We start from the raw sequence: 23,955 nt of genomic DNA on the forward strand, positions 1-23,955 counted from the left end.
GATGCCGGCCTCGGCCTGTTCGGCGTCAGCAATGCGCAGAACGGCCTGGGCAGCCTGTCCTCGCATGGCCGGCGCAAGGGCGGCCGCAACTGGGCCGAAGCCTATGTCACGCCCGGCCTCGATGCTGCCTATTTCCTCGACGACACCACGCTCTATGGCGGCGTGAAGGTGACCGGCAGCGCCACCCGCGGCGATGGCGAGGCACAGCGCAATTCAGTCACCGACCTGCGGCCCAGCGCATTCGGCCTCAGCGAAGCCTATCTGGGCTGGAAATCCGGCCTCGCCTTTGCCACGCTCGGCGAGGACGCCATCGACATTTCCGCCGGCCGCCAGGGCTTCGTGGTCGGCGACGGCTTCCTGATCGCCGATGGCACGCTCGACAGTTTCCGCCGCAACAACTACGTGCTCGGTCCGCGCAGTGCCTTCGACCGCACCGCGATCCTGCGTATCAACACCGAACCGGTGCGCGCCGATCTGTTTCATCTCGAAAGCAACAGTGACCAGCAGTATCTGCGCGGCAAGGATGCCGCCGCGACCTCCCTGCATGGCGGCAATATCGAATGGTTCGCCTCCAGCCATCGCGACCATGGCCGCAGCGAATATGAGGAGCGCCAGTGGTATATCGGCGCCACCGTGCTGAGCCTGACCGATGCCGACCAGGCCATCAGCCCGCGCCGCGACGGCATGACCGTCTATGCCCTGCGCTCGGGCGGCGCACTGCTCAGCGCACTGGGCGAAGGCTGGCAGGATGCGGCGCTGTATGGCGAAATCGCCCGCGAGCGCAACAGCGCCACCGGCCGGCGCCTGCGTGCCGAGGCCTGGTATGTCGAACCGCAATACACCTTCTCCGCCCTGCCCTGGCAGCCGCGCCTGAGCTACCGCTACATGCATTTCAGCGGCGACAACAACGCCAACGACACCGTCGAGAATGGCTGGGACTCGCTGTTCAGCGCCGGCGGACCGCGCGGCTATGGCAGCTGGGATCTGGGCGAGATCTATGCCCGCTATGTCGGCAGCAATTCCAACCTGAACAGCCATATGACGCATCTGAAGCTGCAGCCGATGGAAACCCTGAGCCTCGGCGCGATCTGGTACCGGCATGACTTCGCCAAGCGCGACTATGCCAATGGCGTACGATCCGAACGCCTGCTTGATGAGGTCGACGTCTATGCCCTGTGGACCACGCCGCTGCCGGGCTTTTCGGTAGCCGCCGTGCTGGGCGCAGCCAAGGCCGGCGACGGCCGGCGCCAGCAGCTTGGCACCACGGATGCCACCGACCGCACCACCTGGCTTGGCCAGATGGTGTTCAGCTACAGCTTCTAACCCGCCACCCTAGCGGAACGCCTCCTCGCGATAGCGCCGCGCTGCATCGGCCAGCGACATCTCTTCCTGCTTGCCGTCGCGGCGGCGGAAGGTCAGCGTGCCGCGTTCCATCTCGCGCTCACCGGCAATCGCCAGCAGTGGCAGGCCCTGGTCATGCGCCTCGGCGATCTTGCGACCGATCCGCTCGGGCCGGCCATCGACACTGACGCGATAGCCTTCACGGCCCAGCGCTGCCGCCGCCTTGCGGGCATAGCCCTCCTGCGCGCTGGTCACGCTGGCCACCGCGATCTGCTCGGGTGCCAGCCACAGCGGCAGCGCGCCCTTGTGATGCTCCAGCAACATGCCGATGAAGCGTTCCATGCTGCCCAGCACGGCATGATGGATCAGCACCGGCCGCTGGCGGCTGCCATCGCTGGCGACATAATCGGCGCCCAGCCGCTCGGGCAGCACGAAATCCAGCTGGATCGTGCCGCACTGCCAGGCGCGGCCATGGCTGTCGCGCAGGTGGAATTCCAGCTTCGGCCCGTAGAAGGCGCCCTCGCCGCTCTTGATGCCGAAATCGATGCCGGCACGCCGCGCCGCCATTGCCAGCGAGGCTTCGGCCCGGTCCCAGGTGGCATCGTCGCCGGCGCGCTTCGCCGGCCGCGTGGAAAAGAACACCAGCGGCGCGCCGAAACCGAAGTCCTGATAGATGCTGCGCAGCAGCTCGCAGAAACGCTGCACCTCGCCTTCCACCTGGGCTTCGGTGCAGAAGATATGCGCATCATCCTGCGTGAAGCTCTTGGTGCGCATCAGGCCCTGCAGGGCACCCGAAGGCTCGTCGCGATGGCAGGCGCCGAATTCGCAATAGCGCAGCGGCAGGTCATGTACCGAGCGCAGGCTCTTGGAAAACACCTGCACATGGCCGGGGCAGCTCATCGGCTTCAGCGCAAACGGCCGGTTGCCGCTGTTCAGGCGGTACATCTCGTTGGCGAACTTGTCGGCATGGCCGCTGGCCTCCCACAGACTGTAGCTCAGCAGCTGCGGCGTGCGGATTTCGGCGAATCCCACCTCGCGCATGCGGCGACGGATGTAATCCTCGATCACGCGATAGAGCGCAAAGCCGCGCGGATGCCAGAACACCATGCCCGGCCCTTCCTCCTGCTGGTGGAAGAGGTCCAGCCGCGTGCCCAGCACACGGTGGTCATAGGGGTCCGTTTCGGAATTCAACCGAGAATTCAGGCTGCTACTGGGACTGAAACTGTTCATGTCCGTCTCCGGGTTGCGAAGCGGCCGGTGATGAACGAAGCCCCGGAAACACCGAGGCCCCGTCCGTCGCCGGCGGGGCCTCTGGGTGTCTTGCTATGCGTGACCTACTCTACGCGCAACAACCCATGGCACCGCCGGCGGCGGTAACCTTAATGGTAGCTACGGTGAGAATAATGCTCTGCATGGTGACGCGGACGGTATGCGCAGATCGGCAAAGCGTCAAGCAAGAAAATTACAGGCTACAATTTCTCGGCCCTGCGTTGCGCCAGGATCACAGTCTTGCCTGCGCCCAGTCGCCCCAGCACGGGCACGGATTCATCCAGAACGCGCCATACCGGCGTGAGGTTTTTCAGCGGCGCACCATTTGCGTGTGCCTCGAGCATCGCCTCGGCGACGATGCGCAGCTGGAACCCCATGGTGATCGGGCAGGTCACCTCGGCCTTGTATTTGCGCGCCAGCCTGCGGCGCAGCATGGGCACATCCATGCCCTGGCCCTGCGGGATGGCGCGGATGAAGGCATCGACAATCTGTGGCGAAGGAACCAGCATGATCTGACCGCGCTTCATGCCGGCGATGTCGATCGGCGCCGGCTTCACCTGATGTGGCCGGCCAGCGTGCAGCTTGTCGGTCCAGCTTTTCATTCGAGCGCCATTACTTCAGGGGCAGACAGATATCGGTGAGCAGCTCGGTCGGCGCCACTTCGCGCGGATTGTTGAGATAATCCTCAAAAACCGGTGCATCGGCGGCCTCGCGCCCCGAACGCACCAGCCAGTCGCCATACAGCCAGTCATAGGCCGCCCTCATATCCGAATAAGGCCCCTTATGGCGCAGGATGGCATAGTCGCCGCCGCGCAGGCTGGCGCGCTCCAGCGGCGCCTCCACCGGAAAATCGGCGTCGGGCAGCAGGATGCCGGCGGCCGACCGCAACTCCGCCTCGGGCACCGCGGTCGGATCGGAATAGAACAGCCCCTTCATGCACAGGCCCGGCCGCAGCAGGCCGCGCGCCGCCAGCGTGCCGAACAGGGTTTCAAAGGCTCGGCCGATCTGCATGTAGGAGCCCCGATGCGGGATCACGGCAAGCGTGGCGGGGGCAAGGGTTTTGATGGCGACGTCGCGCATGGCGGACACTCCTTTGGGAGAGAAAGGCATGGTGAAGCGGGTATGGCTGCCGGTCTTGCGATATTCCGCCGGTGGCATGCCATAGGCATCCTTGAAGCTGCGGCTGAAGGCAGCGAGGCTGCCATAGCCGGCGCGCGGCCAGATTTCATCAAGCGGGCGTTCGGTCTGCACCAGGTCGGCCGCCGCGCGCTGCAGGCGCAGGCGCTTCACCGTGGCGGCCACGGTTTCGCCGTAAACCGCCTGCCAGATGCGGTGCCAGTGCCAAGGCGACAGGGCCGCCACCTCCGCCAGCGTATTGAGATCGGGCGCCGCGTCGAGATTGGCATAGATGTATTCGATGACGCGGGTGAAGCGGCGGATATAGCTGGCCTGTCCCGGCGAGTCAGGGCTGGCAGAATCACAAGAGGCGAAATCGGACATGGCATTTCCTGTTTCTGATTGAACAGACGCTAGCATGACCCGATTTGATAAATCTTGCGGAGTTGCACGCCTGCCATCGGTACGCGCGACGGCCATTTACATACATGCGCATGACACGCGCGAGGGACATTATCCATCTCGCCTCATGCGCCCCACATTGCTATGCTGGTGGCATGGTCACTCGTTTTTTCCCGCTGCTACTACTGCTTGCCGGCCTGCCCTGCATCGCGGTCGCGCAGGCCGGTAATTCCGACCTGCCGCCCGTCGATAAACCCGGTGTATGGCACCGGGTGACTCCGGATAATGAGACCACCAGCCACAAATGCGTTGGCGATCCCAGAACGGTGCATTGCACGCTGACAACGCTGTATGCCTGTATCGAACGGTCCGAGCCAGATCTTTGCCGACTGATCCAATACTCGACACTGCCCAATCCGCGGGACTTTCCGCGTATGGTCTATTCCTGGTACGAATATCGTATTGTCAAAGGCCGGCGCCTTTCGGCCAACAGTCGGATCGACCGCGAAAATGAAGGGCCGGTCGAGCCGCAGGACGGCGATCTTCTGCTCGGGGTCATTGAGAACACATGTGTCGGCAGCCTGTCCGCTCCAAAATGCGGCCTCAATGTCGAGAAACGACCGCTCATGTATCTCCAGCTGCGCAGGCAGGGCGAAATCTGGACGGTGATCAGGCGCCACCAGAAAAGATACTGACCTAGTTACCGGACCGCGGCCTCAGACGATTGATGCGGGTGATCTCGCCCGGCAGTCGTTCCTTCGCACCGATGCGCACCTCGGCAAGGGCGGACAACAGGCGATCGCGTGCCTGCGGATCGCCATTCATCGCCACGATTGCCGCAAAGGTCTGCGGCCCCATCTTGCCGTCCTGTTCGATCTGGCCGCCGGTCTTCTGCACTGCTTTCTGCAGAAATTCAGCACCCTTGCTGCGGCCATCGGCATACAGGGTGTCTGCCACGGCCAAGGCCAGGGCCGGATCGAGCCGTTCCAGCGCCGCGGCACCGCCGGACGTATGCATCACATCGTTGACATAGGCATGCATCACTTCGACCTGCTGGGCCGGGTTCAGATCTGCCGGTTTCAGGTCGGCGGGCAGATCGGGCAGCTTGCCGCGTTTGCGCATATCCTGCAGCGTGCCCGGCATGATGCCGCCCACCGCGCCGGTATTCGGATCGGGCAACTTGCCGCCCTCCACGGCGTAGATATCGCTGTAGGCCTGACGCAACACCGGTGAATTCGGCAGCTGCCGTGCAAGGCCGGCCTGGAAGCCATCCCAGGCGCCCTTGTTCTCTGGCTGATCGAAGGTGCTGGTCTTGGACGCCGGCAGCGGGATGGCTTTGTCGCTGAACACTCTCGTCTTGACCACCGGCAGTTCCGCAGCGACGGATGCCGCGGGTTTGGTGGCCGGCGCCGACGGCGCTCTGACAGTCGGCGCGGCCTGCGCCAGCTGGGCACCGGCCCGCCAGAGCGGCGCAGACGGTGTGTCATCTGCATCGCTCATCACCACCTGCGATGCCGCCTGCGGTACCATCTGCTGCGCGGGCCGCATTACGCCAAGGGGATGGCCATCGCGCTGCTCGGCGGTGACAATGGCCGGCAGCGGCTTGGCTTCGGCGCCAAAGCTGTTGCGGCCATCATAAAACCGGTCGACGACATCCGGCGTCGGCACGGCGTAGCCTTTCAGGCGATTGCCCAGTTCGCCCTGCAGGGCCTGCAGCGTTTCGCCGCCCGGCAGCATGATGCCATCGACCGTGAGGCCGCGATCCTTCTGGAACCGCTGCATGGCCTGGTCCAGTTCGCCGCCGGGCCAGCCGGTCGGCGCACCCAGCGCGGCAAGGTCGTAATCGCCGGTATTGCCGAACAGCACCTGGGCCTTGATCACATCGTTACGGTCGTTGTCACCGAAGCGGCCGACCGAACCTGACAGACTGAAAGGATCCAGATCGGGAAGGCTGAAATCGGGCAGGCCAGTATCTTGATCGTCCGGCAGCGGCAGCAGCGACATGGCAGGTGTCCTATGCAGGTGGAAATATGGATTTCTCTAAAAATGTCTTGACTATATTCCTCTAATATGTACATGATATGTTCTTTCTTGTCAAGATCGAAAATTGGCCGCCGCAAAGTCCTGCCGGCGGGCTTTAAAGTGGAATAAGCGGCTTTTAGCGCGGGATAAGACGAAATAAGCCCGACTTAAGCGCGGATAAGCCGGAATTAGGGTGAAATAAGCGCGGTTAAGCGTCCGGCAGGCGCGAAGAGACTTATTTCGCCACCGTGAACTGGATGCCGAACCAGCGGTAGCGCCCCTGCTCCGCGCTCGGCACCGAGCAGGAAATCCGGTCACGCGGCGGCTTCATCGCTTCCGACGGCCGCATCTCGTAGCGCCGCTCGCCGATCTCCCTGGGCGGGATCGCCTTGCCCTCGCCGGTGTAGCAGACCATCTGCTTCAGCCGCTCGATGCCCGGCGCCACGGTGAAGCGCAGCACCGGCGGATTGGCGGTCTGGCCCAGCCGGATCAGCACATCTGCCGGCTCGACATCGCTGACCGGCAGCGGCAGGGCGTTCAGCGCCTGGCGCACGCGTTCGACCGAGCCGAAGCTCTCGTTCATCGGGAAGCGCGGCAGCCAGAACATGTCGTGTTTGCTATGCGCCACGCCGGAATGCTGGCCGAAGGCGACGCTGTAACCCAGCGATTTCACCAGTGCCAGGCTGCGCGTGTCCCATTCGCCGAAGGGATAGGCAAACAGCGCCGGCTGCTCGCCCAGTTCCTTCTCGAAGATGGTCCTGGACGTTTCCAGATCCTCGCGGGCCTTCTCTGGCGACAGCGCCGGCAGCGAAGGATGGCGATGGCTGTGCGCACCGATGGTGACGCCTTCCGCCTTCATCTGCCGGATCTGGTCCCAGGTCAGATAGCCGCGCAGCTTGCTGGTCACCGGCTCGGTGGCGACGAACAGGGTGAAGGGGATGCCGGCCTTCTTCAGGCGCGGCCAGCCCTCGGTGAAAGCAGAGATATAGGCGTCGTCGGCAGTGATCGCCACGGCACGGTCGGGCAGGCTTTCACCGGATTTCAGCTTCGCCACGATCTCGGGCAGGCCCATCACTTTATAGGGGCCTGATTTCAGCTCGGCGATATGGGCGTCGAACTGCTCGAGCCGGATATTGGTGCTCGGCACCGTGTTCTCGCCAAAACGGTGGTACATCAGGATGGTCGCATGATCAGCGGCGGCGGCCGGCAGGGTTACTGTCAGGGTCAGGGCAGCAATCAGAAGGGAGCGGAACATGCGAATTCTTTGCGGCTGGGCGCCCGGGCACCGGGACAGGGATTGCCTGCATCCTAGCCGCTCCCGATAATGCCGAACAGGAGGATGCCTTCACCATGGCCGCATCGGGCCCGCCTTCCGCCGCCGTCACCCCGGCCGCAAAGACCCGTGACCTGCGGCTGGATTTCTTCCGCGGGCTGGCCCTGCTGTTCATTTTCCTCAACCACATCCCCAACAATGCCGTCAGCTGGATCTCCAACCGCAATTACGGCTTCTCCGATGCGACTGAGGCCTTCGTTTTCATCTCCGGCTATTCGGTCTTCCTCGCCTATGGCGCCGCCATGCAGAAGCAGGGCTTCGTGATCGGGCTGGCACGCATCTGGCGCCGGGTGTGGCAGATTTATACCGCCCATGTCTTCCTGTTCATTATCTTCATCGCCCAGATCGCCTGGCTGGCGACGCGCTACAATCTCGATCTCGCCGAGGAGATGAATATCGCGCCGCTGTTCGAGGCGCCGCATATCCTGATGCTGCAGGCGCTGCTGCTGAAATTCCGTCCGGTCAATATGGATGTGCTGCCGATGTATATCGCCCTGATGGCGGCCTTCCCGCCGGTCATGTGGCTGCTGCAGCGGCGGCCGCATAGCGTGCTGGCGGCCTCTTTCCTGCTCTGGCTCGCCGTGCAGTTCAAGCACTGGAACCTGCCCGCTTATCCGGATGGCAACTGGTTCTTCAATCCTCTGGCCTGGCAGTTTCTGTTCGTGCTGGGCGCCTGGTGCGCGATGCATCGCCAGAGCGCGCCATGGCGGCGGCTTCCTGTGGCACCGGTCACCATCCTGGCGGCGCTGTACCTGATCTTCGCCCTGCTGATCGTGCTCAGCTGGCTGCATATGTCCTGGGCCGGCTATGTGCCCGATGCGCTGGCACGCCTGCTCTATCCGATCGACAAGACCGAGATGGATATCTGGCGGCTGCTGCACTTCCTGGCCCAGGCCTGGCTGGTGGTGCTGCTGGTCAAGCCCGATGCCGCCTTCCTTGGCTGGCGCTCCAGCCAGCTGTTGATCCTGTGCGGGCGGCATTCACTGCATGTTTTCTGCGCCGGCATCTTCCTGTCTTTCGCCGGTCATTTCATACTCAGCGAGATCGCCGCCGGCCTGGTGGCGCAGATGGTGGTCAGCCTGACCGGTATCGGCCTGATGGTCGCACTGGCGGCGCTGATGACCTGGTACAAGACGGTCGAAAGTGGTCGCACGGCCAGCGGTCAGGTGGGCGCATGAGCAGCCGGTGGTTTCTTCATAAGCAGTGGTTCCTTCGCGGCATGGCCGGGTTGCTGCTGGCGGCAGCCGCCGCCCTGCCGCCTGCCGTGGCGGCTGACGATCCGCGCTGCGCCTTGCCAGACCTGATGACATACAACGAGCAGCCGATGCCACGGGTGGCACGGCGCCTGAAAAGTGGTGAACCGCTGCGCATTGTCATCCTGGGCAGTTCCTCATCGTTGCAGACCACCAAGGGACTGCCGCGCTCGTATGTCGTCGGCCTGCCCGATGCGCTCGGCCAGCGACTGAAGGACGCCACCCTGCGGATCGACAACCTGTCGGAGCGTACCTTCACGGCGGCACAGATGGCCGACGCGATCGCGCAGAAAATACCGGCACTGCAGCCCGATCTGGTGATCTGGCAGACCGGCAATGTCGACGCGGCACAGAAGGTCGATATCAACAGCTTCGCCGAAGCCTTGAACAGTGGACTGCAGCGCCTGCGCAGTGCCGGCAGCGATGTCCTGCTGGTGGCGCCGCAATTCCGCATGCGGCTGTCAGCCATGGTGGATGTCGAACCATATAATGCGGCAATGGTGCAGATCGCCGTTGCCGAGGATGCGGCCCTGTTCCCACGCTTCGAGATCATGCGTCACTGGGCAGAGGCTGAAGTTTTTGATTCCCGCAGCACTGATCTGGCCCGGCAGATGCGTGAGGCAGAGGCGCAGAATCGTTGCCTGGCCGAGCATCTGGCGGCCATGATCGTCGCCGCCGCCAAACTGGCAACACCGTGATGCGGCATGTTGCGGTAATTGCAGCATTTTCTTTGCTGGCCGCGCTACCGGCTGCCGGCGCAGACCTGCCGCTGCAGACCCGGTGCAAGACCCCGTCCAAATTGCTCGATCTCGGTCATCCGTTGCCGCGCGTGGCGGCGCGACTGGCGCGCGGGGAAACCGTTACTGTGGTTGCCATCGGCTCGTCATCCACCGGTGGCGCCGGCGCCAGCACGGAAAACCATAGCTACCCGTCCCAGCTGCGCACCCTCTGGCCGCAGCTGGTGGGCGGCAGCGTCGTTATTCATAACCACGGCATCAACGGACAGGACATCATCGAGATGAACGCGCGGCTGCGCGCCGATGCCATCGATATCAGGCCCGATCTGGTTCTGTGGCAGCTTGGCACCAATGCCGTATTGCGCTCGCAGGGCGTCGAGGTCTATCGCGCCCATATTCGCCAGGGCGTTGCGGCCCTGAAGGCTGTTGGTATCGACGTCGTGCTGATCGACCTGCAATACGCACCGAAAGTGCTGCAGGATCCTGACTATCCCGCCATGCAGAACATCCTCGCCGAGGTGGCGGCCGAACAGGGGACCGGCCTGTATCGCCGCTTTGCCGCCATGCGGCACTGGCTGCGCAGCGGCAATCTGCAGCCTGGCGATCTCGTCTCGCCCGACGGCCTCCACATGAACGATCTCGGCTATGCCTGCTGGGCGCATTCGCTGGCTCTGGCCCTGCATCGCGCCGTCACCGGGCCGGAACAGAAAAGCGCTGTTTCCGGGAAAAACTGACAGGTTTTCGCCGCTCTGGCACGGTTGCCGAGGGGAGACTTCCGTATCGCTTTAGGCTATAAGCCCGCCCCATGAGCAAGATGCCCCTTTCCAGCCGGGTCGCCCCGGTTTTCTGCGCCATCGACACTGTAGAATTGGCCTTCGCTGCCCGCTGCGCCCGTGCCGCCGCCGCCGCCGGATTCGGCGTCAAACTGGGCAAGGAATTCTTCACCGCCCACGGCCCGACGGAAGTGCGCTCGATCCTGCCGGTCGGCACGCCGCTGTTTCTCGATCTCAAATTCCACGACATCCCCAACACCGTGGCCGGCGCCGTGCGCTCCGCCGCCGCCGCCATGGGGCCGATGATGCTGACCGTGCATGCCTCCGGTGGCCCGGCGATGATCCGCCAGGCGGTGGATGCCGCGAAGCAGGCCCGCCAGCGCCCCTGGATTGTCGCCGTCACCGCACTGACCTCGCTGGATGCTGCCGACCTCGCTGCCATCGGTATCACCGAGGATGTCAGCAGCTATGTGGTACGGCTGGCCAAGATGGCGCAGGCCAATGGCGCCGATGGCGTGGTCTGCGCCGCCACCGAGATTGCCATGCTGCGGCAGGCCTGCGGCCCGGATTTCAAACTGGTGGTGCCGGGCATCCGCCCCAAGGGTTCGGCGGCCGGCGACCAGAAGCGCGTGATGACGCCGGGCGAGGCGCTGAAGCTGGGTGCCGATCATCTGGTGATCGGCCGGCCGATCACCGAAGCCGAGAATCCGGAGGCCAGCGCGCAGGCGATTGCGCTGGAGCTGGCCGAAAGCCTGTCGGGAGCAGCGTGAGATGGCGCTGTTCACCAAGATCTGCGGCCTGACCGACCCGGCTGCCGTGGCCGCCGCCGTCGAGCATGGCGCCGACATGGCTGGCTTTGTGTTCTTCCCGGCCTCGCCGCGCAATCTTTCCGCCGAACAGGCGGAAGCCCTGCTGACCGAAGTGCCGAGCGGCATCGACCGCGTCGGGCTGTTCGTCGATCCGGAAACCGATTTCCTCGACGCGATCCTCGCCAAGGCGCGGCTTGACCTGCTGCAGCTGCATGGCGACGAAACGCCGGAACGCTGCCGCGCCATCAGCATCTATTTCGGCCTGCCGATCATCAAGGCGATCAAGGTGTCGACCAAGGCCGACCTGAAGGCGGCCAAAGACTACGAAGATATCGTCGACTGGCTGATGTTCGATGCCAGCCCGCCCAAGGATGCCACGCTGCCCGGCGGCAACGGCAAGGCGTTTGACTGGAGCATCATGCAGGGCGCCGATTTCAAGCGGCCATGGCTGCTGGCCGGCGGCCTGACCCCGGACAATCTGGCTGAAGCCGTGCAGAAATCCGGCGCCCGCGCGGTGGATGTATCGTCCGGCGTGGAAAGCGCGCCCGGAAAGAAGGATCCGGCGAAGATTCGCGCTTTTCTTGACGCCGCGCGCCGCCTGTGATGAATGCATTCTGAGGACAGATCGATGAACGCGCTCAATTCCTATCGCTCCGGCCCCGATGAGAAGGGCCATTTCGGCAAATTCGGCGGACGGTTTGTCGCCGAGACGCTGATGCCGCTGATCCTCGACCTGGAAAAGCATTACACGGCTGCCAAATCCGATCCGGCCTTCAAGGCGGAGATGGATTACTTCCTCAACGACTATGTCGGCCGGCCGAGCCCGCTGTATTTCGCCGAGCGGATGACCGAGCATCTCGGCGGCGCGAAGATCTACTTCAAGCGCGACGAGCTGAACCATACTGGCGCCCACAAGATCAACAATTGCATCGGCCAGATCCTGCTGGCCAAGCGCATGGGCAAGACCCGCATCATCGCCGAGACCGGCGCCGGCCAGCACGGCGTGGCCACCGCCACCGTTGCGGCCCGTTTCGGCCTGCCCTGCGTGATCTATATGGGCGAAGTGGATATCGAGCGACAGCAGCCCAATGTGTTCCGCATGAAGCTGCTGGGCGCCGAAGTACGGGCGGTGAAATCCGGCTCACGCACCCTGAAGGATGCGATGAACGAGGCGTTGCGCGACTGGGTCACCAACGTGCATGACACTTTCTACATCATCGGCACCGCGGCAGGCCCGCATCCCTATCCGATGCTGGTGCGCGACTTCCAGTCGATCATCGGTATCGAGGCCAAGGAGCAGATCATCCGCAAGGAAGGCCGCCTGCCTGACTCGCTGGTGGCCTGCATCGGCGGCGGGTCGAATGCGATCGGCCTGTTCCACCCCTTCCTCGACGATCCCGATGTGAAAATTCACGCGGTCGAAGCAGCCGGCGAAGGCCTGGAGACCGAGAAGCACGCCGCCTCGCTGGCCAAGGGCGTGCCCGGCGTGCTGCACGGCAACCGCACCTATCTGCTGCAGGATGAAGACGGCCAGATCACCGAGGCCCATTCGATTTCCGCCGGCCTGGATTATCCCGGCATCGGCCCGGAACATGCGTGGTTGCATGATGTTGGCCGCGTCAACTACGTCTCGGCCACTGACCGCGAAGCACTGGACGCCTTCCAGCTCTGCTCGCGCCTGGAGGGCATCATTCCGGCGCTGGAGCCCAGCCATGCGCTGGCCTATGTGATCAAGCTGGCACCGACCCTGCCGAAGGATCACCTGATGATCATGAATCTTTGCGGGCGTGGCGATAAGGACGTGTTCAATGTCGCCCGTGCCCTGGGGGTGGAACTGTGAGCCGCATCGAGAAACGCTTTGCCGCCCTGAAGACCGCTGGCCGCGCCGGCCTGGTCACCTTCGTCACCGCCGGCGATCCCGATCATGAGACCTGCGCCCGCCTGATCGCCGGCCTGCCGGCCGCCGGCGCCGACGTGATCGAGCTGGGCATGCCGTTCAGCGACCCGATGGCTGATGGCCCCTCGATCGAGGCAGCCGGCCTGCGCGCGCTGGCCAATGGCGCCAGCATGAAGATGACGCTGAAACTGGTGCGCGACTTCCGCAAGCAGGATGACAACACGCCGATCGTGCTGATGGGCTATTTCAATCCGATCTCCGCCTATGGCGTCGACAAATTCCTGGTCGATGCCAAGGCCGCCGGTGTCGACGGCCTGATCGTGGTTGACCTGCCGCCGGAAGAAGACGATGAACTGTGCATTCCCGCCGTGAAGGCCGGCATCCATTTCATCCGCCTGGCCACACCGACCACCGATGCCCAGCGCCTGCCCGCCGTGCTCAAGAATACCTCCGGTTTCCTCTACTATGTTTCCATTGCCGGCATCACCGGTGCTGCAGCCGCCGATCCCGCCGCCGTGGGCAAGGCCGTGGCGCAGATCAAACAGCACACCAGGATTCCGGTGGCGGTTGGCTTTGGCATCCGTGACGGCAAGCGTGCCGCCGAGATCGCCAGGGTGGCCGATGCCGCCGTGGTCGGCACTGCCCTTGTGGAACGCGTGGCCGAGGCCCAGATGAAGAAGATCGATCCGGCGGCCCATGTGCTGGAGCTGGTGCGCGAGCTGAGCACCGCCGTCCGTGGCGTTGCCAAGGCCGCGGCCTGAGACAAAGGAGTTCGCGATGAACTGGTTGACCCGTACCGTCCTGCCGAAGATCCGCGAGTTCACCACCAAGAAGGACACGCCGGACAATCTTTGGAAGAAATGCCCCAGCTGCGGGCAGATGATCTACTCCAAGGAACTGGAAGAGAACCAGCATGTCTGCCCGAAATGCGACCACCATATGCGCATCGGGCCGAAGGATCGCTTTGCTGCGCTGTTCGACAAAGGCGAATACCAGACCATCGAACTGCCCGATGTGCTGCAGGATCCGCTGCATTTCCGCGATTCCAAGAAATACCCTGACCGCCTGAAGGATGCCCGCGCCAAAACCGGCCAGAAGGATGCCTTCGCCGTCGCTCATGGCACGCTGCAGAGCCAGGATGTCGTCATTGCCGTGCAGAATTTCGCCTTCATGGGCGGCTCGATGGGCATGGCGACCGGCGAAGCCCTGATTGCCGCCGCCACGCTGGCGGTGAACCAGCGCGCAGCGCTGATCCTGTTTGCCGCCGCCGGCGGTGCCCGCATGCAGGAAGGCATCCTCAGCCTGATGCAGATGCCGCGTACGGTGATCGCCGTGCAGCGCCTGCGCGAAGCGCATCTGCCCTTCATCGTGGTGCTGACCGATCCGACCACCGGCGGCGTGACGGCATCCTACGCCATGCTGGGCGACATCCAGATCGCTGAGCCCGGCGCGCTGATCGGCTTCGCCGGCCCGCGCGTGATCGAGCAGACCATCCGCGAAACCCTGCCGCAGGGCTTCCAGCGTTCAGAATACCTGCTGGAACATGGCATGCTCGACATGGTTACCCATCGCCACGCGCTGCGCGAAACCCTGGGCCGCATCGTTGGCCTGCTGCTCGATCCGGCACCGAAGGCCGATGTCGTGGCGCTGCCACGGCCGGGCCTGGAGATTCCGCCGACCGGGGAGATTCCGCATGGCGCTCCCCGCCCCCGCCCGCGCTGAACTTGACGCCGTGCTGCAGCGCCTGACGGCGCTGCATCCCAAGGCGATCGATCTGTCGCTGGATCGCATCCGCGCCCTGCTGGCGCGGCTGGGCGATCCGCATCTGCATCTGCCACCGGTGTTCCATGTCGCCGGCAGCAAGGGCAAGGGCTCGACCACGGCCTTCCTGCGCGCCATGGCCGAAGCCGCCGGCTATCGCGTGCATGCCTATACTTCGCCGCATCTGGTGCGCTTCAACGAGCGCATCCGCCTGGCCGGCAACCTGATCGACGATGCAAAGCTGATTGCACTGCTGGAGCGCTGCGAACAGGTGAATGCCGGCACGCCGATCACCTTTTTCGAGATCACCACGGCGGCCGCCTATCTGGCCTTCGCCGAGGTGCCGGCCGATCTGGTGCTGCTGGAAACCGGCCTGGGCGGCATTGCCGACACCACCAACGTAATCCCGCAGCCGGCACTGACCGCGCTCACCCCCATCGGCATCGACCATGTCGCCTTCCTCGGCGATACCATTGCGAAAATCGCTGCCAACAAGGCCGGCATCCTGAAAGATGGCGTGCCCTGCGTGGTGGGGCCGCAGCCGGCGGAAGCCATCACTGTCATCGAGGCGCGCGCCGCCGAGACAAAGTCGCCGCTGTTCCGCCAGGGCCGCGACTGGACGGTGCGCGAGACGGCCGATGGCCTGATCTGGCGCGACCGCATGGTGGAACTGTCCCTGCCCCGCCCGGCTTTGCTCGGTGCCCATCAGGTGGTCAATGCCGGCGTGGCGATTGCCTGTGCCCGCTATCTGCCGGGTTTCGAGATCGGCCCCGACGCCATCGCCACCGGCCTGCGCCAGGTGGATTGGCCGGCGCGCATGCAGCGGCTGACCAAGGGCCCATTGCCCGACCTGCTGCCGCCCGGCACCGAGCTGTGGCTCGATGGTGCCCATAACGCCATGGCGGGCGAGGCGCTGGCCGCGGCACTGAAACTGCTGCCGCCGCGGCCGACCTGGCTGCTGGCCGGCATGCTGAACACCAAGGATGCGGCGGGCTTCCTGAAGCCTCTGGCAGCCGGACTGCAGGCTGCACGCTGCATCGCCATCCCGGGCGAGGCAAACAGCCTTTCGGCCGAGGAACTGGTCTCTGCGGCCCGCGCTGTCGGACTGACGGCAGAACCCGCCGGCAGCCCCGAAGCGGCCATGCGGCAGATCGCGGAAACGATACGGGCCGATGCTGCGTCAGCACCGGCCCCCACTCATGCGCGTGTCATCATCGCCGGCTCGCTGTATCTCGCGGGCCGAATTCTCTCAGAGAATGCTTAGATCGCCGAGTTGATCCACTCGACGATGCGGCTCTTCGGCATCGAGCCGACCTTGGTGGAGACCGGCTTGCCGTCCTTGAACAGGATCAGCGTCGGGATGCCGCGCACGCCGAACTTGGACGGCGTCATCGGGTTCTCGTCGATATTGACCTTGGCGATGGTCAGCTTGCCGGCCATCTCGCTGGCGATCTCGTCCAGCGCCGGGGCGATCTGCTTGCACGGGCCGCACCACTCCGCCCAGAAGTCGACGAGCACAGCGTCGGAAGACTTCAGGACATCGCTCTCGAAGGAAGCGTCGGTGACTTTGGTGGGCGCAGACATGCGGGAATCCTCGGTTGAAAGGGATGCGCGGGGCCCGGGAGGAAAACCCCGAATCCAGCTAAGGTCATTAAGGTAAGTAGCCGCCCGGCAGGGGTCAAGCGGGGGTTATTTTTCCACAACCCCATGATTTTCCTGAAAAAGCAGGGAATCTTCAGTGAAATCAAAGGTAGACAGGGTCCGCCGGGCCTTGTTACAACTTGAAACAGGACAGCGGGTGGGGACCCGCGAGTTGATTAACAGAGGCTTTACAGGGGGATCGATGGCCGGGGGTCAAGCCACGACGCTGCTGAATGCCAGGCAGTTCAAGACTCGGGCATTCAGGCACATCTGCTTCATTTCTGCGCTTGCGCTGATTCTGGGCAGCATCGCCGCCGTTCCGGCCGCGACGGCACAGCCGCGCGCCAGCCAGAAGGCCGCGGCGACGCCCAAGCCCGGCACCAAGCCGGCGGCCGCCACCCCGCGCAAGCAGAAATCCGCCGAAGGCGCCCGCCGCGCCGCCGAAGCCGAGAATACCCATGGTTTCATGATCGATGGCCGCAAGGTGCGCGTCGATGTGGTGAAGGCCGAGACCGACCTGCTGGGCCCCGATGGCCGCGCGCCGGCGGTGCTGGTCCTGCATGGCGCCCATGGCCTGGGCGACGGCTCGCTGTTCTATCCGCAGGCCAAGGCCCTGGCCGAGAAGGGCATCACCGCTTTCGTGGTGCATTACTTCGACGGCGTACCCCAGGTGCGCAAGGCTGCCGCCAATCTGCATGACGAGCGTGAGCGCGTGCTCAGCGAGGCGATCTCCTATGTTTCCAAGCAGGCCTATGTCGATCCGGAGCGGATTGGCATTTTCGGCCTGTCGCTCGGCGGCTTCCATGCGCTGAGCCTGGGCAGCCGCGATGACCGCGTGCAGGCCGTGGTGAATGTGGTGGGCGCGATGCCGTCGGAAGTGCAGCGCAAGGGCGTGCATCGCATGCCGCCGACGCTGGTGCTGCATGGCGACCGCGATGCCACCGTGCCGGTGCGCCGCGCCTATGAACTGGCCAACCTGCTGGATGGGCTGGGCGCCGAGCACGAAGTGAAGATTTACAAGGGCCAGGGCCATACCTTCCGTGGCGATGCCAAGGAAGACAGCATCAGCCGCACGGTCGAGTTCTTCGAGCGCCATCTGGGCGGCGATCGCGGCCTGCTGGACAAGGAACTGGAAATCGATATCGCGCTGGCACCAACGGTGCCCGAGACCGAGAGCCTGCCGATCCGCCAGCTCACCATTGCCGACGAGGCAATGTGGAGCCAGGCCGATCAGGGCAGCCTGCCACCGACCAACTGACGGTTTTAAAGCCGACCCATTAAAAAGGCCGCCGGATCGCTCCGGCGGCCTTTTTGCTGTCTTGACTGGTCGCAGCGATCAGGCTGCCCGGCTTATGCGGCGTTGGCAGCGTCGCGCTCGGCTTTCGCGGCGGCTTCGGCTTCCGGATCCAGCGCTGCTTCCAGTTCCATCTCCAGGCTCGGCTGTTCGCCACCTTCGGTGACCGGCGCCTGGCCCGGCTGGGCCTGCGGCTGCTGGCCGTTCTGCTGTTGCGGCGCCTGGCCGCCCTGCTGCTGGTTGGCGGCGCGCTGCATCGGCGTCACGCCCTGGGCCAGCATGATCCGGTAATAGTGCTCGGCATGCTGCAGGTAATTCTCGGCGGCCACACGATCGCCCGACGCATTGGCGTCACGGGCCAGCTGGCAATAGCGCTCAAAAATGTTGGTGGCTGTGCCGCGGACTTTAACTTCGGGGCCGTTGGAGTCGAAATTGCGGTGGGAATTGTTCATCCCGCCGTTATTTCCTCCGCCGCCGCCACCCCCGCCGCTGCCACCACCACCATGGGGCCTCCGGCCCTGAGGACGGCCACCACGTTGACGATTCTTATTGTTCACAGGTTCATCTCGCTTGTTTTCAGCAAATAGCGCAATCAGGCACCATGCGCACACGCATCCCGGCGCTCATGCGCCCGACGCGGTCGGCCTCTCGATGATCATTCAGTCGAAGAGGCGATGACGCTGCCTGCTTATTCGCCCCCGGTTAACACCCCGGATAAGACCTTGGGCTGGTTCCTTGGGAGCGCGTCATCCCGGAGTCCAAGATAAGGGGGTGCCGCCCCCCTGCCAACCCCTTTTTCACGGAATCTGTACGGATTTCCGGCCGGTTACCACACGGCCGATACCGCCCAGATCAGGCAAAACCGCAACCGAAGCAAAGCCGGCGGTCGCCATCAGCTGCCCCACTGCGACATCTTGCCCCATGCCCACTTCCAGGGCCGCGAAGGCGTTCTGCGCTGCCAGCCGCGCCAAATCCGGGATCAGTTTGCGATAGGCCTGCAGTCCATCGGGGCCGCCATCGAGCGCCAGCAGGGGGTCGTATTGCGTCACTTCCGGCTCCAGCTGCGGCACCACGCCAGTTTCGATATAGGGCGGATTGGAGATCAGGATATCGAAGCTGCCGTCGCTGTCCTGGCCCCAGTCGCCGCGGCGAAACGTGGCGCGTGCCGAGAGGCCAAGACGGGCCGCATTGTCCTGCGCGATGGCCAGTGCCGGCGGCGAGATATCGATGCCAAGCCCGGTGGCATTGGGCAGTTCATGCAGCAGGCTGAGCAGCAGGCAGCCCGAACCCGTGCCGAAATCGACCAGCCGCAAGGCAGCCTTGCGGTCCGGAATCGCAGCCAGCACGCCCGCCACCAGGGTTTCGGAATCCGGGCGCGGATCGAGCACGTCACGGCCGGTGCGGAATTCCAGGCTCCAGAATTCGCGCACGCCGAGGATCTTCGAGACCGGTTCGCGCGCCAGCCGGCGTTTGAGCAGCATCTCGAACGCGGCCCCCACATTGGGCGTGACCGGTGCCTCGGGTGCAATGCGGATGCGGTCGGCCGTCAGGCCGCTGACATGGGCCAGCAGCAGGATCGCATCCAGCCGCGGCGTCTCGGCCACATCGGCCTGCTTCATGCGCGCGGTGGCGACAGCCAGCAGGGCGCCGATTGTCGATCCTTCAGGCATTGTTGAGTTCGGCCAGGCGGCTGGCCTGATCCTCGGCGATCAATGCCTCGATCACGTCATCGAGTGCTTCACCCGTCATCACCTGCTCGATCTTATAGATCGTCAGGTTGATGCGATGGTCGGTGACGCGGCCCTGCGGGAAATTGTAGGTGCGGATGCGCTCGGAACGGTCGCCCGAACCCACCTGCCCCTTGCGGTCGGCGGCCCGTGTCGAGGCCAGCCGTTCCCGCTCGGCCTCATACATCTTGGCGCGCAGCAGCTTCATCGCCTTGGCCTTGTTCTTGTGCTGCGACCGCTCGGTCTGCTGCGCCACCACGATGCCGGTGGGGATATGCGTGATGCGCACGGCGGAATCCGTGGTGTTCACATGCTGACCGCCAGCGCCCGAGGAGCGATAGACGTCGATGCGCAGATCATTCTCGTTGATATCGATATCGACATCCTCGGCCTCGGGCAGCACGGCAACTGTCGCGGCCGAGGTATGAATACGACCCTGCGTTTCGGTATCGGGCACGCGCTGCACCCGATGCACGCCGGATTCGAATTTCAGCCGGGCAAAGACGCTGCGGCCGGTGATGGTGGCAATCGCCTCGCGAAAACCGCCGAGTTCGGTATCGGCAATGCTTTCCACTTCGAACCGCCAGCCATGCTTGGCGGCATAGCCGCGATACATCTCGAACAGGTCGCGGGCAAACAGCGCCGCCTCGTCGCCGCCGGTGCCGGCGCGCACTTCCAGGATGGCGTTCTTTTCGTCGGCCTCGTCCTTGGGCAGCAGCATGACCAGCACGCGGCGCTCAAGATCGGGCAGCGCGGCCTGGGCCTGCTTCCATTCCGCCTCGGCCAATGTGCGCATCTCGGGGTCAGAGGCCGGATCGTCGCGCATGACCAGCAGGTCGGCGACGTCCTGGCGCAGCCGGCGCCATTCGTTGATGACCTGCACCAGCGGCTCGATCTCGGCATATTCCTTCGACAGCTTCACGAAGGTATCGGCAGCAAGACCGCCGCCGGCCATCTGGGCTTGCAGCATCTCGTAGCGCTCGATCACCTTGTCGAGCTTGGCCTCGGGCAGGCCGGCGACATCCATCGGTTCAGGCCTTCAGTCTGGCCAGAAGGTCGCCGCGCGCCACTTCGATCTCGCTGCCGCTCTTGAAATCCTTCAGCTTGACCATGCCCTTGGCCAGTTCGTCATCGCCGATCACCACGGCAGCCGCGCAGCCGAGCTTGTCGGCCCGCTTGAAGCGCTTGCCGGCATTGCCGCCATAGCCCAGCTCGACGGCGATATCGGCGCGGCGCAACTCGCCAGCCAGAGTCACCGCAGCGGCTTCTGCAGCAGCGCCGATCGGGATAATGGCAACGATGCGCGGCACCACCGGCTGCGGATCGCTCAGCATCACCAGTCGCTCGATGCCGCCGGCCCAGCCGATACCCGGCGTCGGCTTGCCGCCCAGCTGTTCGATCAGGCCGTCATAGCGCCCGCCAGCGAGAACCGTACCCTGGGCCCCCAGCATGGTAGTGGTGAATTCGAAGGCGGTGTGGGTGTAGTAATCCAGGCCGCGCACCAGACGCGGACTGACCGTGAACGGCACGCCACTGGCACCAAGGCCGTCCTGCAGGGCCTTGAAAAAATCGCTCGCCGCCGGCGTCAGATAGTCATGAATCAGCGGTGCATCGGCGACCAGCTTGCGATCGCCCTCGTCCTTGGAATCGAGAATGCGCAGCGGATTCTTCTCCAGCCGCTTGCGGCTGTCTTCCGACAGTTTCTCGACATGACCGGAGAAATACTTCACCAGCGCATCGCGGTAGCCGACACGACTTTCCGGATCGCCCAGTGTGTTCAGTTCCAGCACGCATTTGTCGAGGATGCCGAGCCGGCGCAGGATTTCCGCCGCCACCGAGATCACTTCCACATCGGCCTGCGGTTCCGCGGCGCCGATCACCTCCACGTCGATCTGGTGGAACTGGCGCTGACGGCCCTTCTGCGGCCGTTCGAAGCGGAACATCGGGCCCCAGCCGAAAGCCTTGAACGGCACATGCTGCTGCAGGCCATTGGAGATGAAGGCGCGGCAGATGCCGGCAGTGTATTCCGGCCGCAAGGTCAGGCCTTCGCCGCCCTTGTCGGTGAAGGAATACATCTCCTTCGACACGACATCGGAAGTCTCGCCCATCGAGCGGGCGAAGACATCGGTGAATTCGAAAATCGGCGTCGCCATCTCGCGATAGCCGAATACCAGCGCGGCCTGCCGGGCGGTCTCCACCACATGGCGGAACCGGGCATAGTCGTCGGGCAGAATGTCATGTGTGCCGCGCACGGGCTGCAACTGGGCCACGGCGTGTCTCCGTCGTTGAAAGGTGGAAGCTAGGAAGCGGCGTCCGCCGCTTCAGAAGATGTTTTGGCGGCCTCGATCTCGCGGGCCTTGTTCTCGACCAGCTTGACCAGATGCGCAACGATATCCTCGTTCTGCAGCCGATGTGCCGGCTGGCCGGCGAGATAGACCTGGTGCGTATTCTTGCCGCCGCCGGTGAAACCGATATCGGTCTCGCGCGCCTCGCCCGGGCCATTCACCACGCAGCCGATCACGCTGAGCGTCATCGGCGTGGTGATATGCGCCAGACGCTGTTCCAGCACCTCGACGGTCTTGATCACATCGAAATTCTGGCGCGCGCAGGACGGGCAGGAAATCACGTTCACGCCGCGATGGCGCAGGTTCATCGACTTCAGCATGTCGAAGCCGACCTTGACCTCTTCCTCCGGCGCGGCCGACAGCGACACGCGCAATGTGTCGCCGATGCCCGACCACAGCAGCATGCCAAGCCCGATGGAGGATTTCACCGTGCCGATGCGCTGGCCGCCGGCCTCGGTGATGCCGATATGCAGCGGATAGTCGCAGGCCTCGGCGAGACCCTGATAGGCGGCAACGGCGAGGAAGACATCGGATGCCTTCACGCTGATCTTGAATTCACGGAAGTCGTGGTCTTCCAGAATACGCGCATGATCCAACGCGCTTTCCACCATGGCTTCCGGGCAGGGTTCGCCGTATTTCTCCAGCAGGTGCTTTTCCAGCGAACCGGCATTGACGCCGATGCGCATCGAACAGCCATGGTCTTTTGCAGCCTGCACCACGTCGCGCACGCGCGCGGCGTTGCCGATATTGCCCGGATTGATGCGCAGGCAGGCGGCGCCAGCCTCGGCGGCCTCGATGGCGCGTTTATAGTGGAAATGGATATCGGCGATGATCGGGACTTTGACCTGGCGCACGATATCCTTCAGCGCCCGCGTCGAATCCTCGTCAGGGCAGGAGACGCGTACGATATCGACGCCGACCTCTTCGCAACGACGAATCTGCTCCACCGTAGCTTTGACGTCGCTGGTCAGCGTGTTCGTCATGGTCTGCACGGTGATGGGGGCGTCGCCGCCCACCGGCACAGGTCCGACAAAAATCTTGCGCGACGTGCGGCGCTGGATATCGCGATAGGGTCGGATGCTCATGGTCTGGTTCCGTCCGGCTCAGCTAAGACTCACACGGGTCTGACGGACGCGGCGTAACATGGCGTCTTTACCGGGATATGGCAAGGCAGGCAGGGTCACATGACCCTATCCCTGGCGCTCTCCGCCGGGGTTTTTCAGCCGTTCCGGATCGAGCTGGATGCCGCGCTTGACCTCGCCTTCCGCGCCCAGCGGCGCGATGGTCTGCCCATCGACCACGATCCGCACCCCGCCGGCATTGCCGGTCAGCAGGGTCAGCCCGGCACGATCGGGCACCTGATAGCGTTCGCCGGTATTCAGCAGGCGGGTGAAAATCTGCTCGTTATTCGGGCCGCGCACCTGAATCCAGGCCGGCGCAGTGGCCTCGACGCGGATACGGCCGGCTTCGGCGGCGCCATAGCTGGCTGGGGCGTTGTCCGGCGCGGGAGGCGGCGCAACCGGAACCGCGGCTGGCGGCGCCGCAGCAGTGGCCGACGGTGCTGGTGCTGCTGGCATGACAGGGGCCGGGGCCTGCGCCACCGGGGCTGTCGCTGGGGCCGGTACCGGAGGAGCCGGTGTGGCCGGGGCAGCAGGCGCCGGCGTCTGGACAACCTGCGGCGGCGGCGCCGGTATGCGGTTCTGCGGCGGAAGGACAATCGGCGCTGCCGGCGCAATCGGCTGCGGGCTTGGCACCAGATCGGCAAGCCGGCCCGGCACGGCCTGGATCAGATCCTGCCCGATGCGCAGGGCTTCCTGATGACGATACCACAGGGCGTAAACGATGCCCGCCAGCACCAGGGCGCCGACCACAAGCCAGAGGCGCGGTGTGCGCTCTTCCGGCCGCGGCATCGGGAAATTCAGCACCGTGCGGCGCACCGTGCCATCGGCCTCGGCCTGGTAGTTCTTCAACACCTGCTCGGGATCGAGGCCGAGAAATTCCGCATACTGGCGAAGAAAGCCGCTGACATAGACGGCGCCGGGCAATTCGCCAAAGCGGCCATTCTCGATGGCTTCGAGATAGGGACGGCGGATGCGCAGGCGCGCTGACACGTCGGCTAGCGCGAGGTCGCGCCGCTCACGTACCACTTTCAGGCTATGCCCGACTCCTTCGTAGCGCCCCTCTACGGTGGCGGCGTCGGCCATGGCCGGTTGCGTGCCGGACTGGGTATTCATT

Annotated in this window: 24 protein-coding genes; 12 read left to right on the forward strand and 12 right to left on the reverse strand. The window is 64.4% G+C overall.

Annotation, left to right across the window (positions count from 1 at the left end; genetic code table 11):
* Nucleotides 1-1,323: alginate export family protein (locus tag AAG799_RS09685; protein WP_341895624.1), on the forward strand; the 1,323-nt coding region annotated here is incomplete at its 5' end.
* Between the two features lie 9 nt (nucleotides 1,324-1,332).
* Here AAG799_RS09685 and thrS read toward each other — a convergent pair.
* The 3 genes from thrS to AAG799_RS09700 all read right to left on the reverse strand — a co-directional run bounded on the left by thrS (nucleotide 1,333) and on the right by AAG799_RS09700 (nucleotide 4,110).
* A complete protein-coding gene (gene thrS, locus AAG799_RS09690) occupies nucleotides 1,333-2,571 on the reverse strand; it encodes a threonine--tRNA ligase (protein WP_341895625.1) in 1,239 nt (412 codons plus the stop codon).
* 239 nt (nucleotides 2,572-2,810) lie between these two features.
* Nucleotides 2,811-3,212, reverse strand: coding sequence for a hypothetical protein (locus AAG799_RS09695; protein ID WP_341895626.1), 402 nt, complete (start codon nucleotides 3,210-3,212; stop codon nucleotides 2,811-2,813).
* Nucleotides 3,213-3,222: 10 nt separating this feature from the next.
* Entirely contained in the window at nucleotides 3,223-4,110 is an 888-nt protein-coding gene (locus tag AAG799_RS09700) for an AraC family transcriptional regulator (RefSeq protein WP_341895627.1), read from the reverse strand.
* A 173-nt stretch (nucleotides 4,111-4,283) separates the two neighbouring features.
* Here AAG799_RS09700 and AAG799_RS09705 point away from each other — a divergent pair, with 173 nt between their 5' ends.
* Nucleotides 4,284-4,823, forward strand: coding sequence for a hypothetical protein (locus AAG799_RS09705; protein WP_341895628.1), 540 nt, complete (start codon nucleotides 4,284-4,286; stop codon nucleotides 4,821-4,823).
* A 1-nt stretch (nucleotide 4,824) separates the two neighbouring features.
* On the opposite strand, the gene AAG799_RS09710 is transcribed toward AAG799_RS09705, so the two are convergent.
* Nucleotides 4,825-6,132, reverse strand: coding sequence for a peptidoglycan-binding domain-containing protein (locus tag AAG799_RS09710; RefSeq protein ID WP_341895629.1), 1,308 nt, complete (start codon nucleotides 6,130-6,132; stop codon nucleotides 4,825-4,827).
* A gap of 253 nt (nucleotides 6,133-6,385) precedes the next feature.
* Nucleotides 6,386-7,405, reverse strand: coding sequence for a polysaccharide deacetylase family protein (locus tag AAG799_RS09715; RefSeq protein ID WP_341895630.1), 1,020 nt, complete (start codon nucleotides 7,403-7,405; stop codon nucleotides 6,386-6,388).
* A gap of 95 nt (nucleotides 7,406-7,500) precedes the next feature.
* On the opposite strand from AAG799_RS09715, the gene AAG799_RS09720 reads away from it, so the two are divergent.
* The 9 genes from AAG799_RS09720 (at nucleotide 7,501) to AAG799_RS09760 (ending at nucleotide 15,977) form a co-directional block, all read left to right on the forward strand.
* Nucleotides 7,501-8,661 (forward strand): OpgC domain-containing protein, encoded by a 1,161-nt coding sequence (locus AAG799_RS09720; protein ID WP_341895631.1) that lies wholly within the window; start codon nucleotides 7,501-7,503, stop codon nucleotides 8,659-8,661.
* Nucleotides 8,658-9,434: an SGNH/GDSL hydrolase family protein gene (locus AAG799_RS09725; protein ID WP_341895632.1), complete on the forward strand. Its 777-nt coding sequence runs from the start codon at nucleotides 8,658-8,660 to the stop codon at nucleotides 9,432-9,434. Before AAG799_RS09720 ends, AAG799_RS09725 begins: the two co-directional genes overlap by 4 nt.
* Entirely contained in the window at nucleotides 9,434-10,207 is a 774-nt protein-coding gene (locus AAG799_RS09730) for an SGNH/GDSL hydrolase family protein (RefSeq protein WP_341895633.1), read from the forward strand. The genes AAG799_RS09725 and AAG799_RS09730 overlap by 1 nt, the downstream gene beginning before the upstream one ends.
* Before the next feature lie 71 nt (nucleotides 10,208-10,278).
* Nucleotides 10,279-11,016: an orotidine-5'-phosphate decarboxylase gene (gene pyrF / locus AAG799_RS09735; RefSeq protein WP_341895634.1), complete on the forward strand. Its 738-nt coding sequence runs from the start codon at nucleotides 10,279-10,281 to the stop codon at nucleotides 11,014-11,016.
* A gap of 1 nt (nucleotide 11,017) precedes the next feature.
* A complete protein-coding gene (locus tag AAG799_RS09740; RefSeq protein WP_341895635.1) occupies nucleotides 11,018-11,659 on the forward strand; it encodes a phosphoribosylanthranilate isomerase in 642 nt (213 codons plus the stop codon).
* 24 nt (nucleotides 11,660-11,683) lie between these two features.
* Nucleotides 11,684-12,895 carry a tryptophan synthase subunit beta gene (gene trpB, locus AAG799_RS09745; RefSeq protein WP_341895636.1) on the forward strand — a complete coding sequence of 404 codons (1,212 nt, stop codon included), beginning with the start codon at nucleotides 11,684-11,686 and terminating at the stop codon, nucleotides 12,893-12,895.
* On the forward strand, nucleotides 12,892-13,713 hold the full coding sequence (gene trpA, locus AAG799_RS09750; protein WP_341895637.1) for a tryptophan synthase subunit alpha: 822 nt from the start codon (nucleotides 12,892-12,894) through the stop codon (nucleotides 13,711-13,713). Before trpB ends, trpA begins: the two co-directional genes overlap by 4 nt.
* Nucleotides 13,714-13,729: 16 nt before the next feature.
* Complete coding sequence (gene accD / locus AAG799_RS09755) at nucleotides 13,730-14,674, forward strand: acetyl-CoA carboxylase, carboxyltransferase subunit beta (protein WP_341895638.1); 945 nt, start codon at nucleotides 13,730-13,732, stop codon at nucleotides 14,672-14,674.
* Entirely contained in the window at nucleotides 14,646-15,977 is a 1,332-nt protein-coding gene (locus AAG799_RS09760) for a folylpolyglutamate synthase/dihydrofolate synthase family protein (RefSeq protein ID WP_341895639.1), read from the forward strand. The genes accD and AAG799_RS09760 overlap by 29 nt, the downstream gene beginning before the upstream one ends.
* Here AAG799_RS09760 and trxA read toward each other — a convergent pair.
* Nucleotides 15,974-16,297, reverse strand: coding sequence for a thioredoxin TrxA (trxA, locus tag AAG799_RS09765; RefSeq protein ID WP_144068820.1), 324 nt, complete (start codon nucleotides 16,295-16,297; stop codon nucleotides 15,974-15,976). The two genes, AAG799_RS09760 and trxA, sit on opposite strands and share 4 nt — an antisense overlap.
* Before the next feature lie 259 nt (nucleotides 16,298-16,556).
* Between trxA and AAG799_RS09770 the strand changes: the two genes are divergently transcribed.
* Entirely contained in the window at nucleotides 16,557-17,612 is a 1,056-nt protein-coding gene (locus AAG799_RS09770; RefSeq protein ID WP_341895640.1) for a dienelactone hydrolase family protein, read from the forward strand.
* Between the two features lie 92 nt (nucleotides 17,613-17,704).
* Here the strand turns inward: AAG799_RS09770 and AAG799_RS09775 are convergent, their stop codons facing one another.
* From AAG799_RS09775 to AAG799_RS09800, 6 genes are all read right to left on the reverse strand, one after another.
* Complete coding sequence (locus tag AAG799_RS09775) at nucleotides 17,705-18,205, reverse strand: DUF4167 domain-containing protein (protein WP_341895641.1); 501 nt, start codon at nucleotides 18,203-18,205, stop codon at nucleotides 17,705-17,707.
* Between the two features lie 240 nt (nucleotides 18,206-18,445).
* Nucleotides 18,446-19,318 (reverse strand): peptide chain release factor N(5)-glutamine methyltransferase, encoded by an 873-nt coding sequence (gene prmC, locus AAG799_RS09780; RefSeq protein WP_341895642.1) that lies wholly within the window; start codon nucleotides 19,316-19,318, stop codon nucleotides 18,446-18,448.
* On the reverse strand, nucleotides 19,311-20,402 hold the full coding sequence (gene prfA / locus AAG799_RS09785; RefSeq protein ID WP_341895643.1) for a peptide chain release factor 1: 1,092 nt from the start codon (nucleotides 20,400-20,402) through the stop codon (nucleotides 19,311-19,313). The genes prmC and prfA overlap by 8 nt, the downstream gene beginning before the upstream one ends.
* A gap of 4 nt (nucleotides 20,403-20,406) precedes the next feature.
* On the reverse strand, nucleotides 20,407-21,645 hold the full coding sequence (gene hisS / locus AAG799_RS09790; RefSeq protein WP_341895644.1) for a histidine--tRNA ligase: 1,239 nt from the start codon (nucleotides 21,643-21,645) through the stop codon (nucleotides 20,407-20,409).
* A gap of 29 nt (nucleotides 21,646-21,674) precedes the next feature.
* Entirely contained in the window at nucleotides 21,675-22,805 is a 1,131-nt protein-coding gene (ispG, locus tag AAG799_RS09795) for a flavodoxin-dependent (E)-4-hydroxy-3-methylbut-2-enyl-diphosphate synthase (RefSeq protein WP_341895645.1), read from the reverse strand.
* Between the two features lie 105 nt (nucleotides 22,806-22,910).
* Nucleotides 22,911-23,954, reverse strand: coding sequence for a RodZ domain-containing protein (locus tag AAG799_RS09800; RefSeq protein WP_341895646.1), 1,044 nt, complete (start codon nucleotides 23,952-23,954; stop codon nucleotides 22,911-22,913).
* Nucleotide 23,955 lies beyond the last annotated feature (1 nt).

Source organism: Ferrovibrio terrae, assembly GCF_943371255.1.
Lineage (GTDB): Bacteria > Pseudomonadota > Alphaproteobacteria > Ferrovibrionales > Ferrovibrionaceae > Ferrovibrio > Ferrovibrio terrae_B.